Here is a 15,200-nt window from a genome sequence, read left to right on the forward strand (position 1 = left end):
CTGGGCTGATCGGCGATGCTTGGTGGGTACGGGAGTTCAGGAGCCCTGCGCCGCGACGCGGGAGGCCCAGGCGTAGTCGGCCTTGCCGACGTTGGTGCGGCCGATCTCGTCGACCAGGACGACCGCCCGCGGCACCTTGTAGCCGGCGAGCAGCGTGCGGGAGTGCGCGGCGAGGTCGTCGTACGTGGGCGCGGTGCCCTCGCGCGGCTGGACGACCCCGACGACGCGGGCGCCCCAGCGCTCGTCGGGCACGCCGACGACGATGCAGTCGAACACGTCCGGGTGCGCCTTGAGCGCGGACTCGACCTCTTCGGGGTAGATCTTCTCGCCGCCGGAGTTGATGCACACCGAGCCGCGGCCGAGCATGACGATCGTGCCGTCGGCCTCGATCATGCCGAAGTCGCCGGGGACGACGTAGCGCACGCCGTCGACGGTCGGGAAGGTCGCGGCGGTCTTCACCTCGTCCTTCCAGTAGCCGAGCGGGATGTGGCCGGTGCGCGCGATGCGTCCGACCACACCGGAGCCGGGCTCGACCGGGCGCATGGTCTCCTGGTCGAGCACGGTGATCTGCGGGCCCATCGCGAACCGCGGCGCGTTGCCGGCGGCGTCGTCCTTGTCGGCGTCCTTCTTCGGGACGCCGCTGCCGCCCGCGCCGAGCTCGGAGCTGCCGTAGCTGTCGTTGATCATCAGGTGCGGGACGACGGCCCTGAGCTCGTCCTTGACCGCCTCGGACAGCACGGCGCCGCCGGAGCCGACGACGTACAGCTTGGAGAGGTCGTACGAGCCCACCCGTCGCCCCCCACCACCCATATTCGAAGTCGCTTCGCTCCGCCCTCTTCGGGCGGCGTCCGCGAGCGGCCGGCCCATCGCGTCGCCGACGATCTGGATCGACGAGACCTGCTCGCGCTCGGCGATCGACAGCAGGTCGGCCGCGTCGTACTTGCGTGCCGTGTAGAGCACGACCCGGTTGCCGGCCAGCAGGCCGCCGACCGCGAACCACTGCGCGGCGCCGTGCATGAGCGGCGCGGCCGGCATGAAGGTGAGCCGGAAGTCGCGCACCGCGTTCCCGGCGATCGCCTCGGGTGTCGCGATCGGGGTGCCCGGCCAGCCCCCGCCGCCCATCGCGCCGAAGAAGATGTCCTCGTGGCGCCACATGGTGCCCTTGGGCATGCCGGTGGTGCCGCCGGTGTAGACGACGTACCGGTCGTCGGCGGAGCGCGGCCCGAAGCCCCGCTCGGGCGACGCGGCGGCGAGCGCCTCCTCGTAGTCGACCGCGCCGGGCACGTCGGGGACGGCGGGCTGGTCGTCGGCGATCGAGACGTACGTCTTGAGGCCCGGGAAGTCGGCGGCGAGCGCGCTCAGCCGGTCCGCGTACCCGCGCTCGTAGACCATCGCGACCAGGTCGGCGTCGCCGAGCAGGTACGCCAGCTCGGCCTCGACGTACCGGTAGTTGATGTTGACCGGCACCGCGCGGATCTTCCACGCGGCGAGCAGCGCCTCGACGAACTCGACCCGGTTGAAGCTGTACAGGCCGATGTGGTCGCCTGGCCCCACCCCGCTCTCCGCGAGATGGTGCGCCAGCCGGTTGGCCCGGGCGTCGAGCTCTTTGTACGTGCGTCGCTGATCGCCTGCGACGAGCACCTCGGTGTCCCCGCCCGCGTCGGCGAGCAGCTCCCAGAGGTCCGCGAGATTGAAGTCGGCCACGGCCGCACGATAGGTAAGGTTCCTTGACGACGTCAATGGTTCCGGAAAACACGTAGTCGTGACACAGCCCACGACCAGGTGCTCGGCGGAGCGGCCGCCGGAGCCGGAACGCGCGTCAGTCCCTCGGCATGGTGGCGAACGACTTCTTGACGAGTGTGCCCAGGCGCGGCGCGAGGCGCTTCTCAACGAGCACGTGGATCAGCCAGGCCACCAGGAACACCCAGGCGACGACCATGGCGACGACCAGGTTCGCGTTGTAGTGGCCTCGCAGCGCACGGACGAGCGCCCAGCCGGCCTCGCAGTGCAGCAGGTAGACCGGGTACGTCAGGGCGCCCAGCGTGGTGAGGAAGCCCCAGTTGATCCGGTCGAGCCAGCCGAGCGCGAGCGCCGCCATGAGCACGAAGAACACGGTCACGGCGATGTGCACCGGAGCCTCGGGCATCTTGTGCCGCATGATGTCCTCGGTGCCCTGCCACCGCTGGATGACGTTGTGCTGGCCGACCGCGAAGCTGAAGCCGATGACGCCCCACAGGATCACGTTCGGTCCGTTGCGGTGCATGAGGTAGAAGGCGATGCCCGCGACGAAGAACGGCGCCGAGTTGGGGACGAGCAGGTACTGCGCCTCGCTGTTCCCGACGGCCGTGACCAGGATGGCGGCGACCGACCACAGGACGCAGAACGCCAGGACCCGGCGATAGGTGACGCCCAGGAACACGACGATCGCGAACAGCAGGTAGAAACGCATCTCCACCCACAGCGTCCAGTACACGGTGTCGACGTCGGCGATGTTCAGCGGCTCCTGGAACATGGTCAGGTTGACCAGCCGGTCCCACTTGCTGAGCTTGACCGTCGCGTTGCCGTCGGCCACGTACCAGACCACGAGCGTCGTGACCGCCATCGCCGCCCAGTACGCCGGGTAGAGCCGCGTCACGCGCGACGTGAAGAACTGGCCGAGGCTGCGGCCCCAACTGCTCATGCAGATGACGAAGCCGCTGATCAGGAAGAAGAACTCGACACCGAGGAAGCCGTACGCGGTGGTCGCGACGAGCAACGGGTGGAACACCTTGCCGGTGGTGCCGTGCCACGCGTACGGGGCTATGACGAGGTGGTGGAGCATCACGACCGTCGCGGCGACGAAGCGCATGCCGTCGAGCGCGGGCAGACGCCCGCGACGCGGTGCCGGCGCGGGCGCCGGCGCGACGGGTTCGACAATGACGTCCCCGGCCGGCCCCGCCGACACGGCAGCCTCGGAGGGAAGCGTCTGGGAAGTCGGCACCCGAAGGTTTTACCTTGCACCGCGAGAGCCCGCTAAGGGTTCGCCAGGAAATCCGCTGAATCGTGACATCGCTCTCGTCGCCGAACGTTTGGCGGACGAAGATCCACTCAGGCGTCCGGCATGCGCGCCAGTGCGCCCCGCATCGCCCTCGCGAACCGCGGGGCCAGGCGTTTCTCGATGACGACGTAGACGAGGGTCGCCATCAGCACAGCGGCGGCGGCCAGCGTCGAGATCAGCACACTCGGCGGGTAGTCGTCGCGCAGTTCCTTGATGATCACCCAGCTCATCTCGCAGTGGACGAGGTAGAGCGGGTAGGTCAGGCCGCCGAGCGTGGTCAGCCACGGGAAGGTGACGCGGTCGAACCAGCCCAGCGCCAGGGCGGCCATCACCACGAAGAAGACGGCGACGATCATGTGCGTCGCCCACTGCTGGTGGTACTCGGACATCCCGACCTCGGCGTCGTGGTGCCGGTCGATGACGGTGCGCTGCCCGATCAGGAAGTTGAAGCCGATGATCACCCACAGCACGGGGCTGGGACCGTACCGGTACATGAGGAAGTACGCGATGCCTGCCACGAAGAACGGAGCCGAGGTGGGCACCAGGACGTACTTGAGGACGCCGGCGTCGGTACCGGTCGCCAGCAACGCGCCGAGGGTCCACACGACGCAGAACACCACGACCCTGCGGTACGTGACGCCCATGAACACGACGATCGAGAAGATCAGGTAGAAGCGCATCTCGACCCAGAGGGTCCAGTACACGCTGTCGACGTCGACGCTGCCGAGCGGCTCCTGGAACATCGTCAGGTTCGCGACGATGTCCCATCCCCCGGGACTTCGGGAGCCTATGCCGCCCGCGACCAGGAACACCACGAGCGACGTCAGCAGTACCGCGAACCAGTACGCGGGGTACAGCCGGGTCGCACGCGACACGAGGAACTGGCCGATCGAACGGCCCCAGCTGCTCATGCAGATGACGAAGCCGCTGATCATGAAGAACAGCTCGACGCCCAGCCAGCCGTACGAGGTCGCCTGGTAGTACGGCGTCCACAGGTTCTCCGAGGGGCGGTGGTCACCCCACGGGAAGATCATCGTGGACAGGTGGAAGAGCACCACGGACGAGGCGGCCACGAAGCGGAGGCCGTCCAGCACCGGGATCCGTCCCCCGCGCGGACGCGCGACACCCGGCGCAGACGCTGCCGCGGCCACCGTGGATTCGGTGGGCGCGGTGTCGTACTTCAGCGAGACGGACATGACCACCGGCCGTTTGTATCGCACGGATTGGCGTGCGTCGACTACAGAGGAACAATCCACAGATCATGACGGCGTGACGCCGTGATCTGTACGGATCCGCCCGGTACGGGGCGGCTCGCGTCACTCGCGCGGCATGCGTTCGATCGCCTCGCGCAGCGACCGGCCCCAGCGCGGTGCGACCAGACGGTCGGCCACGAGGTGGATCACGAGTGCCGCCGCAGCGGCCGCGACGAGCGCGACCGCGAGTGCGCTGCCGGCGCTGAGATCTTCCCGCAAGCGGAGGATCAACGTCCACCCGGCCTGACCGTGGATCAGGTAAAGGGGGTAGGCGACGGCCCCCAGGACCACCGCCGGACGGACGTCCAGCCACTCGAGCCTGCGCAGCGCCAGCAACGCCATCGCCAGGAAGAAGACGACGACCGCGGCGTGTCCCGGCCACTCGCGCAGGCTGTGGACGAGGTGCGCCTCGGTGTCGGGCGTCTGGTCGGCCACCGCGCGCTGCCCCGCCGCGAAGGCGAACCCCGCCAGGCACCAGAGCAGGACATCCGGTCCGTACTGGTAGATGAGGTAGAAGGCGATGCCGGCGACGAAGAACGGCGCCTGCTCCGGGACGAACACGTAGCGCAGCGCCTCGTTGTCCGTGGCCTGCGCGAGCAGCGCCGCCACGGACCACAACATGGAGAACGCCAGGAGCCTGCGGTACGTGGCACCGAAGGTCGCCACAAGCGCGAAGAGCAGGAAGAACCGCAGCTCGACCCAGAGGAGTGCGTATGCGGGGTCCACGTGACCGATCCCGAGCGCCTGCTGAAACATCGTCAGGTTGAGGGTGCGGTCCCACGCGGTGAGGCGGTTGTAGCTCACGCCGTCGCCGACCCAGGCGACGACCGCCACGGTGACGCCGACCGCCGCCCAGTACGCGGGGTAACGGCGCACGGCGACCGCGGTGGCGTAGTTGCCGACACCGCGCCCGCGGCTCAGCAGCGCGACCGCGAAGCCGCTCGCCATGAAGAACAGGTACGCGCCGAGCCAGCCGTACCGCGACACCGTCAGCAGCGGGTGCGGCAGCTGCGACTGCACGGTGCGGGGACCGTCCAGCCACGGGTAGCCGAAGGCGACCAGGTCGAACGCGACGAGCATGACCACGGCCACGGCGACCAGCACCTCGACGGCGCCGTGCCGGCGCCCCACGGGCCCGGGGTGCGGGTCGGAGGCGACGGCTTCGGGCATCGCCCGGGGGCGGGGAGGGGCTGTTCCCGGCTCGGGCGCAGTCGTGGTCACGCGGGAGGTTCTACCGCACCACAGCGCCGCCCGCGACATCGAGCCGAGCAGGGAGCGCGCACCAATCGACGTGTCTGACAAAGCCCCTCATTCCCGCGACCGACCCTGCACGGTACCCAGCGGACCGCGGGCCGCGCGAACCCGAGGACCCGTGGTCGCCCGGCCCGCCCGGCCGGGGGCCGTCCCGGCCGCGGCCCGTCCGGGCGCGGGCCTACTCGAAGGACAGCGGAACCACCTCGAAGGAGGCGGCGTAGCGGGTGCCCAGGCGGGAGCCGGCGGTGCGGGAGAAGCCTTCGAGCCATTCCTCGGCGTCGGCCATGGCGCCGCCGAGGCCGGCGAGGTAGGCGGCGTGGGCTTCGAGGGAGGCGACGCCGCGGGGGAAGGTCGCGGTGGTGTCGACGGCGTGGGCGGCCTGTGGGGAGCCCGCGGCCCAGACCTCCTTGACGCCGTTCCACGGCTCGAGGCCTTCGGACTCGGCGAGCTCGCGGAAGACCCAGCGGTTGCCGGCGTCGCGGCAGCCGTCGAGGACGGCGCGGCCGGCCGCGATGTGGTCGGCCTGGTTGGGCACCGTGCCGCCGTAGGTCTCGCGCCAGTTGCCGGTGATGACGATCTCGGGCCGGTGCCGGCGCACGACGCGGGCGACCTCGCGGCGCAGCGGCAGGCCGTACTCGAGGACGCCGTCGGGCAGGCCGAGGAACTCCACGGTGTCCACGCCGACCAGCGCGGCGGAGGCGACCTGCTCGGCCTCGCGCAGCGGCTTCGCCTTGTCGGGGTGCATGCCGTCGATGCCGGCCTCGCCGCTGGTGAGCATCACGTAGACGACCTTCTTGCCCTGGTCGGTCCACCGCGCGACGGCGGCCGCCGCGCCGTACTCCATGTCGTCGGGGTGGGCGACGATGGCGACCGCGGTCGACCAGTCCTCACGCAGCGGTTCGAACGGCGCCGGTGCCTGCTCGGTCATGGGGCTCCCTTTCAGGGCGAACGATCGGACATGTCCCCCCATCGTCGCAGCGGCGGGGGGCGACCGTGGCGCTACGGCGCGATGTCGGCCGGTCCCGCGGCTGGTCACGCGGCTATTCGCCCGGGCGTGGCAGGAGGCCCTGCTCCATGGCGACGGTCACGGCCGCGGTGCGGTCGTCGACGCCGAGTTTGGCGAAGGCGCGCAGCAGGTGCGTCTTGACGGTGGCCTCGCCGATGTAGAGCTCGCGGCCGATCTCGGCGTTGGTGAGTCCGCGGGCGACGAGGCCGAGGACCTGCGTCTCGCGGGGGCTGAGGGACTCGCGGGCGGGGGCGCGCATGCGGGTCACGAGTTTGGCGGCGACCGGGGGCGCGAGGACGGTTTCGCCGCGTGCGGCGGCCCGTACGGCGGCGGCGAGTTCGGCGCGCGGCGTGTCCTTGAGGAGGTAGCCGGCGGCGCCCGCCTCGACGGCCCGGACGATGTCGGTGTCGGTGTCGTACGTGGTGAGGATCAGCACGCGCACGCCGGGCAGTTCGCGGGTGATCCGGCCGGTGGCGGTGACCCCGTCGGTGCCGGGCATGCGCAGGTCCATGAGCACGACGTCCGGCCGTAGTTCGGCGGCCAGCGCGACGGCGGCCGCGCCGTCCTCGGCGGCGCCGACGACCTCCAGGTCGGGCTCGTTGGTGAGCATGCCGGCCAGGCCTTCGCGGACCACCGGGTGGTCGTCGGCCAGCAGCAGGCGGATGACGGCGGGGCCGGGCTCGGCCATGGTCAGGGCACCTCCACGCGTACCGTCGTGCCCGCTCCCGGGGCGCTGTCGAGGTCCAGTCTCCCGCGCGCCTGCTCGATGCGGGCGCGCATCCCCCGCAGGCCGTAGCCGCCCGCCGCGGTGCCGGTGCCCGCGCCGGTCGTTCCGGTGCCGGGGGCGGTCTCGGCGGGGGCGAAGCCGCGGCCGTCGTCGGTGACGGTCAGGCGCACGCCGACCGGCCGGTAGGCGAGTTCGGCGGACACCGCCGTCGCGTCCGCGTGCTTGCGGATGTTCGCGAGGCACTCCTGGAGCGTCCGCACCAGCACGACCTGCGTGGTGGCGGGCAGGTCGCGGGGCGTTCCGGCGACCCGGAACTCGGCGGCGACGTCGAGCTCTTCGGCGAGCCCGGCCACGGCCCGGCCGAGCGCGTCGTGCAGGGAGCCGCCGTCGAGTTCGGCGGGGTCCTGGGCGGCGACGAGCGCGCGGGCCTCGGTGAGGTTCTCCCGCGCGGTACGGGCGGCGAGGTCGAGCCTGCGGCGGGTGCCCTCGGGGTCGGTGTCGAGCGACGCGTCGGCGGCCTGCAGGAGCATGAGGATGCTGGTGAAGCCCTGGGCGAGCGTGTCGTGGATCTCCTGGGCCATGCGCTGGCGTTCGGTGAGCACGCCGGCCTCGTGGTGCGACGCGGCGAGCGCGGCGCGGGTGCGCTCCAGCTCCTGGATGAGCCTGCCGCGGCGCTCGGACTCGCGGATCAGCACGGTGGTGACGAACCCGAGGCCGAGGCTGGTGAGGACCGCGACGCCGACGGTGATGGCGGCGTCGGCGATCTGGCCGCCGCCGGTGCCGTCGTGGACCACCGAGCAGACGCCGGCGGTGACGGCGACGAGCGCGACGGCGGAGACCTTGGCCCAGCCCCGGTCGAGGATGGCGACGCAGTGCGGGAAGACGACGTACAGGATGATCAGGCCGTGCGGTGCGGTCAGCCCGATGACGACGACGGTCGCGTAGGAGACCGCGAGGAAGGCGTACGCCGCGGGCCCTTCGGGGCGGCCGCCGGACATGATCGGCGCGAGCAGCGTGAAGTAGGCGAGGGCGTAGACACCGAGGGCGACGTACGCGACGGCGGGCGCCCCGCGCGAGGCGGTCAGCAGCCCGCTCACCAGCACGACGATGCCGAAGGCGATGTGCCACACGCCCACCACCTGGCCGCGCCAGCCGCGGTCCGCGGGCAGGCTCGCCGCCCACGGCGTCAGGTCGTCCGCCGGGGTCGGGCCGTCAGCGCCCGTCAGCCCGTCCGCGTCCGCGTCCGTCACGGTCATCCCTCGTCCTCGCCCTTCCAGCGGAACCACTTCAGGCACATGATGGCCCCGACGACCACCCACGCGGCGAGGACCATGGCCGTGCGGCCGTGCTCCCAGCCGCCGGCGGGCTCGACCGACGCGTAGGCGTCGGGCAGGAACACCGAGCGCATGCCCTGGCACATCCACTTGAGCGGGAAGACCGCGGACACGATCTGCACGCCCTTGGGCAGCTGCGAGAAGATCACGAACACGCCGGAGATGAACTGCAGCACCATGACGGGCAGCAGCACGACCGGGCCGCCGTTCTCGCCCTTGACCAGGTTGCTCGCGACCAGCCCGATGAGCGTGCAGGCGGTCGCGCCGAGCAGGTAGACCCACACGAACGTGAACCAGCGGCCCGGGTCGGCGGGCAGTTCGAGACCGAAGAACGCGGCGCCGAGCCCGAGCAGGATCGCGGCCTGGACGAGGCTCGTCACGACGACCATCGCGATCTTGCCGAGGAAGTACGCGGCGGGCGGCATCGGCGTGGCGCGCAGTCGCTTGAGGGTGCCGTTGTGGCGTTCGCCGCCGACCTGGAGGGCGAGGCTCTGCAGGCAGGTGGACATCACGCCCATCGCCAGCATGCCCGTGACGTACACCTGTTGTGTGCTGACCCCGGTGGCCTTGTCGGTCTCGTCGAAGATCGAGGCGAGCAGCAGGAACATCACCAGCGGCATCGAGAAGGTGAAGAACATCGCGCCCTTGTTCCGGAAGAACTGGCGGACCTCCAGGACCGCGCGGGCCCGGCCGATGCGCAGCGCTGAGGGTGCGGCGATGGCGCGGACGCGCGGGGTGCGCGCAGGGGTGCGGACGACGGCCGGCGTCGTGGTCATCGCGTCTCTCCGATCAGCTGCAGGTAGGTGTCCTCGAGCGAGGGGCGGTACACGGACAGGTCGGGCACCTCGCCCCCGAGCCGCGCGGCGAGTTCGCCGACCAGCGCGGTGGGGCCGTCGGTGACCGCCTCGCGCGGCGCGCCGTGCTCGGTCCAGCGGACGGTGGCGGGCGCGAGGTGGCGGCCGCCGAGCCGGTCGGGGGTGTCGACGTCGACGATGCGGCCGCCGGCCAGGACGCCGACCCGGTCGGCCAGCTGCTCGGCCTCGTCCAGGTAGTGCGTGGTCAGCAGGATCGTGGTGCCGCCGTCGCGCAGCGACGCGACCAGGTCCCAGAACCGGCGCCGCACCTCGGGGTCGAACCCTGTGGTGGGTTCGTCGAGGAAGAGCAGCTCGGGGTCGCCGAGGATGCCGAGCGCGACGTCCAGGCGGCGGCGCTGCCCGCCGGACAGCTGCGCGGTGCGCCGGCCGGCCTCGGCGGCGAGCCCGACCGCCTCGACCACCTCGTCGGGGTCGCGCGGCGCCGGATAGTAGAGCGCGAAGTGGTGCACGATCTCACGCACCGTCAGCTCGGCGAAGTCGCGCGACTCCTGGAGCACGATGCCGATCCGGGCGCGCCACGCGGTGTCGGCCGCGGCCGGGTCGACGCCGAGCACGGCGACCTCGCCCGCGTCGCGGCGGCGCTGGCCTTCGAGGATCTCGGTGGTGGTGGTCTTCCCGGCGCCGTTGGGGCCGAGCAACGCGAAGATCTCGCCGGTGTGCACGTCCAGGTCGACGCCGTCGACCGCGGTGTGCGCGCCGTAGGTCTTGCGCAGTCCCCGGACCCGGACCGCCGGGCCGCCCGCTGTTTTCTCCATGCCCCGAGACTGCCGTCGGCGGGCCCGCGCACGGGACGTACGAGCGGCTGACAGCGGCTGTCCACCGATCGGTGGACAGCCGCCGCGGACGCCATTGTGAGTAATTCGCAACCTCGTGCGTCTTCCGGGCGGCGCCGGGTCTGAGTAGCTTCGTCCCTCCCAGCCGAGGCTCGTTCGGTCTGAGGGGTACCCGTGGGGGGTCCTGTCATCAACACACACCGTCGCCTACGCACGCGCAGATCCCGTCTGCACGTCGCCGCGGCCGTGGGCATCGTGCTCGCGCTGACCGCGTCGGTCTTCACGTTCCTGAACCTGACCCGACGCAGTGAGGCGGCCGAAGCGCTGCCTCCCGGCTTCTCGTTCCGCGAGCAGCCCACCGGCCAGCAGCAGTGGACGCTCACCGACTTCGCCTACACGCCGGACGGCGGCTACTTCACCGCCGGCAAGACCGGGCACATCGCCTGGATCTCACCGGACGGCCGCGTCGTACCGGTCGCCGACGTGCCGACCGAGGCGGTGGACGACCTCGGCCTGATCGGCCTCGCGGTCGCACCGGACTACGCGACGTCGCGCACGATCTACACGGCACGCGCGTCGGACGCCAAGACGCTGCGGCTGAGCTCGTTCCACGTCGAGGGCACCGGCGAACCGACCGGCGTCGGCGCCGAGCACATCATGCTGGAGGCGCCGCGGCGCGCGGACATCGCCGTGCACGCGATCACCGGCGTGGTGGCCGCCCCCGACGGCACGGTGTGGGTGTCCGTGGGCGACAACGCGGACTACCGCGCGATGGACCCGCGGGCCCTCGACGCGCAGAACCCGGACGTGATCTTCGGCAAGCTGCTGCACGTCACGTCCACCGGCGCCGGTGTGCCGACCAACCCCGGCTACAACGCGGCCGATCCGACGTCGTGGCGCAGCCGCACGTACGCCTCGGGCTTCCGCAGCCCGTTCCGCCTCTCCCTCGACCCGGTGACGGGCGCGCCGATGGTCGGCGACGTCGGCTGGTCGTCGTGGGAGGAGGTCGACCTCGTGCAGCCCGGCAACAACTACGGGTGGCCGTGCTGGGAGGGCGACGCCCCGACCGCGGACTACCGCGACCTGCCCGGCTGCAAGGGCGTCTCGGCGAGCGGGCCGCTGTACACGTACAGCCACAACGGCGCGAACGGATGCGTCACCGGCGGCATCGTGTACACCGGCACGTCGTACCCGGAGCAGTACCGCGGCACCTACTTCTTCGGCGACTACAGCCTGCGCAAGCTGTGGACGCTGCCGCTGCGCGACGGCGCCGGGCAGCCGCTGGCCCACCCGGTCGCGACCGACTTCGGCACCGAGACCGGCGCGGTGGTGAAGCTGGCGGCCGCGCCGAACGGCGACATCGTCAGCGCCGACCTGGTCGCCAACAAGATCCGGCGGCTGGTGTACGAGGCCGGCAACCGCGCGCCGACGGCCTCCGCGACCAGCACCGTCGACGCCGCCGCGATGAAGGTGGACTTCGACGCGTCGGGGTCGAGCGACCTGGACGGCGACCAGCTCACCTACGCCTGGGACTTCGGCGACGGCTCGACCGGCACCGGCGTGAAGGTGTCGCACACCTACAGCGCGCCCGACGCGGTCGTGGCCACCCTCACCGTGACCGACCCCGGCGGCAAGACCGGCGAGTACCGGATCAAGGTGATCCCGAACCACGCGGCGCCGAAGCTGAGTTGGACCGGGCCGACGGACGAGGCCCGGTTCAAGGTCAACGACCCCATCCACTTCGACGCGACGGCGACCGACGCCTCGGGCGGCGCGCTGCCGATCACGTGGACGAAGCAGATGGTGCACTGCTACGGCGGCGGCTGCCACGTCCACCCGGACGGCACCAGCCAGGTCGCCAACACCTACGAGACGCCGTTCGTCGACCACGGCGATGACACGCACATCCAGCTGACGGCGACGACGACCGACGCCGAAGGCGTGACCACGCAGCGCGTGTACAACGCGTGGCCGAAGCTGGTGACGCTCACCGTCGCGTCCGACATCCCGGCCGCGGTGACCATCAACACGCACCAGGCCCAGACCGTGGAGGTCGCCTCCGGCGCCGCGGTGACCGTGACCGCGCCGCAGAAGTCGAACGACGGCGTCGCGACGTTCGTCGGCTGGCCGACCAGCGGCGACCGCACGCGCACGCTCACCATGCCCGACCACGACCTGACCCTGACGCTCGGCTACGACACGCCGATCGACCAGGCCGTCAAGCCGGGCGGGCCGCTGGCCGGGCTGGGCGCGCCCACCGGCGCCGAGGTCGGCGACGCGGCGCTGCGGTACCGGGACTTCGCGAACGGCCGGGCGTACTGGAGCCCGGCGACGGGCGTGCACTCGGTGCGCGGCGCGGCGCTGACCGCGTACCTCGCGCAGGGCGGCGCCACCGCGTTCGGCCCGCCGAGCACGGAGGAGCAGGTGGCGTCCGACGGCGTCGCGCGCTTCACGGTGTTCGGTGCCGCGGGTACGGCGGCGGTCTACACGACGCCCACCACCGGCAGCCACCTGATGTGGGGCGGCATCTACGCCAAGTGGAAGGCGCTCGGCGCGGAGAAGGGCACGGTCGGCTACCCCGTCACGGACGAGGGCAACACCGGGCGTCCGGGCGGCCGTTACAACAACTTCGAGCACGGCAGCATCACGTGGTCGGCGACGACCGGCGCGCACGCGGTGAGCGGCGTCTTCGCCCAGAAGTTCGCGGAGTTCGGCTGGGACGCGGGGCCGCTCGGCTTCCCGACCACCGACGAGGCCGACACCGGGCGGCCCGGCGGCCGGTACATCAACTTCCAGGGCGGCACGATCATCTGGAACGCGGCGACCGGCGTGCACGGTGTGTACGGCGGCATCGGCCAGAAGTGGGGCGAGGCGGGATGGGACGCCGGGTACCTCGGCTTCCCGGCGACCGATGAGGCGAACACCGGGCATCCCGGCGGTCGTTACCAGGTGTTCCAGGGCGGCACCGCCTACTGGTCGCCCGACACCGGGGCGCAGATCGTGCACGGCGCGATCGCCGACAAGTACGCGCAGTACGGGTGGGACGCCGGCATCCTCGCGTTCCCGACGACGAGCGAGCTGCCGACGACGCAGAAGCCCGGCGCGTACAACCACTTCCAGAACGGCTCGATCTTCTGGTCCCCGGCGACCGGCGCGCACATGATCCGCGGCGGTATCCGGGACAAGTGGGCGTCGATGGGCTGGGAGAACTCCTCGCTCGGGTTCCCGACCAGCGAGGAGTACGACATCGCGGGCGGGCGTCGCCAGGACTTCCAGGGCGGGTACATCACCTGGACGCCGAAGGGCGGTGCGGTGAGCCACCGGTAGCGGACCCGACGGCGGACGTGCACAGGCCCGCCGCGACCCCGGTACGTGGGTCGGCGGCGGGCCTGTGGCGCTCGGCGGGTTCCGTGGAAACAGGGGTGCCCACGAACTCCCGCCGTCCCGCGGACCGACCGTCCCTCGGCCGCGGGTGGCGGGTCAGCCGGCGAGGCCGGCGTATGCGCCCTTGTAGAAGAGCAACGGAGCGGCGTCGCGCGGCAGTTCGAGCGCGCCGACGCGGCCGATGACGATCTCGTGGTCGCCGCCGGGCACGACGTGCTCGACGTTGGCCTCGATCCACGCGAGGCTGCCCGCCAGGCGGGGCGCGCCGTTGCCGGCCGGCTCCCAGTCCACGTCGGCGAACTTCTCGCCGCCGCTCCGGCCCATCGCACGGCACACGTCCTGCTGGTCCTCGGCGAGGACGTTGACGACGAAGCGGCCCGCGGCACGGATGCGCGGCCAGGTGGTGGAGGTGAGGGCGGGCGCGAACGAGATGTACGCGGGCTCCAGCGAGAGCGACGTGAAGGACTGGCACGCCATGCCGACCGGGTCGCCGTCGTGCACCGCGGTGATGACGGTGACGCCGGTGCAGAAGTGGCCCATCACCTGGCGCATGCGCGCGGAGTCGATCGTGGCGCTGGTCATGGCGGCCCCTGGAGAACGTAGAGCGGCAAGCGGTGCGAATACAGCAGCGAATACAACTAATAGTTGTATGACTTTTCGGTATGTCTATGAGAGCGGCTTTCCCCCGGCCCGTCAAGAGGTCGGGCGAGGTGCGGCGTACGCCACGTCGGGGCGGGAACTGGAAGACCCCTCCCCACGTCCTGCTGATGGCAGTACCGTCTGTGCGGAAAACCGGACCTAAAGCAGCAAAGATCCTCGGAGGGAATCCCCATGGCTGTGAGCCTCAGCAAGGGTGGCAACGTCTCGCTCACCAAGGAGGCCGCGGGCGGCACGCTGACCGCCGTCGTCGTCGGCCTCGGGTGGGACCTGCGCACCACCACCGGCGAGGACTTCGACCTCGACGCCAGCGCGATCGTCGTCGACGCGAGCGGCCGCGTCGCGTCCGACCAGCACTTCGTCTTCTTCAACAACACCTCGACGCCGGACGGCAGCGTGGTGCACACCGGCGACAACAAGACCGGTGAGGGCGAGGGCGACGACGAGCAGATCAAGGTCAACCTGGCGGGGCTGCCGGCCGAGATCGACAAGATCGTCTTCCCGGTCTCCATCTACGACGCCGAGACCCGCCGCCAGTCCTTCGGCCAGGTCCGCAACGCGTACATCCGCATCGTGAACCAGGCCGACAACTCCGAGCTGGCCCGCTACGACCTCTCCGAGGACGCGTCGACCGAGACGGCGATGCTGTTCGGCGAGATCTACCGCAACGGCGCCGAGTGGAAGTTCCGCGCGCTCGGCCAGGGCTACGCCTCCGGCCTCTCCGGCATCGCGAAGGACTACGGCGTCAACGTCTGATCCACGCCGCTTTCCCGCCGCCCGGCCGCCGGTCCTCCGGCCGCCGGGCGGTCGCGCGTTCCCGGGCTCCCAATCGAGGGAAATCCCCTCCCTCGACCCCCCGGATGCCGGAAGACTGGGGTTCCACGTGCACAGCGGGGGCGG

General features: G+C 71.4%; 12 protein-coding genes. 2 read left to right on the forward strand and 10 right to left on the reverse strand.

Translation table 11 applies throughout. From position 1 onward, the window contains the following. Nucleotides 1–36: 36 nt before the first annotated feature. The 9 genes from QI554_RS29270 to QI554_RS29310 form a co-directional block, all read right to left on the reverse strand. On the reverse strand, nucleotides 37–1,704 hold the full coding sequence (locus QI554_RS29270; protein ID WP_281473995.1) for an acyl-CoA synthetase: 1,668 nt from the start codon (nucleotides 1,702–1,704) through the stop codon (nucleotides 37–39). A 115-nt stretch (nucleotides 1,705–1,819) separates the two neighbouring features. Beyond that, nucleotides 1,820–2,980, reverse strand: a complete 1,161-nt coding sequence (locus tag QI554_RS29275; protein ID WP_281473997.1) for an acyltransferase family protein — start codon at nucleotides 2,978–2,980, stop codon at nucleotides 1,820–1,822. Between the two features lie 107 nt (nucleotides 2,981–3,087). Then, the gene (locus QI554_RS29280) at nucleotides 3,088–4,233 is read right to left on the reverse strand and encodes an acyltransferase family protein (RefSeq protein WP_281474122.1); all 1,146 of its coding nucleotides are present in this window, start codon (nucleotides 4,231–4,233) and stop codon (nucleotides 3,088–3,090) included. Between the two features lie 120 nt (nucleotides 4,234–4,353). Then, the gene (locus QI554_RS29285; RefSeq protein ID WP_281473998.1) at nucleotides 4,354–5,511 is read right to left on the reverse strand and encodes an acyltransferase family protein; all 1,158 of its coding nucleotides are present in this window, start codon (nucleotides 5,509–5,511) and stop codon (nucleotides 4,354–4,356) included. Between the two features lie 211 nt (nucleotides 5,512–5,722). Beyond that, a complete protein-coding gene (locus QI554_RS29290; RefSeq protein WP_281474000.1) occupies nucleotides 5,723–6,472 on the reverse strand; it encodes a PIG-L deacetylase family protein in 750 nt (249 codons plus the stop codon). A 112-nt stretch (nucleotides 6,473–6,584) separates the two neighbouring features. Next, nucleotides 6,585–7,238 carry a response regulator transcription factor gene (locus tag QI554_RS29295; RefSeq protein WP_281474002.1) on the reverse strand — a complete coding sequence of 218 codons (654 nt, stop codon included), beginning with the start codon at nucleotides 7,236–7,238 and terminating at the stop codon, nucleotides 6,585–6,587. 2 nt (nucleotides 7,239–7,240) lie between these two features. Further along, the gene (locus tag QI554_RS29300) at nucleotides 7,241–8,533 is read right to left on the reverse strand and encodes a sensor histidine kinase (protein WP_281474004.1); all 1,293 of its coding nucleotides are present in this window, start codon (nucleotides 8,531–8,533) and stop codon (nucleotides 7,241–7,243) included. Next, on the reverse strand, nucleotides 8,530–9,387 hold the full coding sequence (locus QI554_RS29305; RefSeq protein WP_281474006.1) for an ABC transporter permease: 858 nt from the start codon (nucleotides 9,385–9,387) through the stop codon (nucleotides 8,530–8,532). Before QI554_RS29305 ends, QI554_RS29300 begins: the two co-directional genes overlap by 4 nt. Then, on the reverse strand, nucleotides 9,384–10,241 hold the full coding sequence (locus QI554_RS29310) for an ABC transporter ATP-binding protein (RefSeq protein WP_281474008.1): 858 nt from the start codon (nucleotides 10,239–10,241) through the stop codon (nucleotides 9,384–9,386). The genes QI554_RS29305 and QI554_RS29310 overlap by 4 nt, the downstream gene beginning before the upstream one ends. A gap of 264 nt (nucleotides 10,242–10,505) precedes the next feature. On the opposite strand from QI554_RS29310, the gene QI554_RS29315 reads away from it, so the two are divergent. Beyond that, complete coding sequence (locus QI554_RS29315; RefSeq protein ID WP_281474011.1) at nucleotides 10,506–13,586, forward strand: PQQ-dependent sugar dehydrogenase; 3,081 nt, start codon at nucleotides 10,506–10,508, stop codon at nucleotides 13,584–13,586. A gap of 153 nt (nucleotides 13,587–13,739) precedes the next feature. Here the strand turns inward: QI554_RS29315 and QI554_RS29320 are convergent, their stop codons facing one another. Next, nucleotides 13,740–14,225: a flavin reductase family protein gene (locus QI554_RS29320; protein WP_281474012.1), complete on the reverse strand. Its 486-nt coding sequence runs from the start codon at nucleotides 14,223–14,225 to the stop codon at nucleotides 13,740–13,742. A gap of 249 nt (nucleotides 14,226–14,474) precedes the next feature. Here QI554_RS29320 and QI554_RS29325 point away from each other — a divergent pair, with 249 nt between their 5' ends. Then, complete coding sequence (locus QI554_RS29325) at nucleotides 14,475–15,056, forward strand: TerD family protein (protein ID WP_281474014.1); 582 nt, start codon at nucleotides 14,475–14,477, stop codon at nucleotides 15,054–15,056. The last annotated feature ends 144 nt before the right edge of the window (nucleotides 15,057–15,200 follow it).

The sequence above is a fragment of the Yinghuangia seranimata genome (assembly GCF_029953285.1).
Classification (GTDB): domain Bacteria; phylum Actinomycetota; class Actinomycetes; order Streptomycetales; family Streptomycetaceae; genus Yinghuangia; species Yinghuangia seranimata.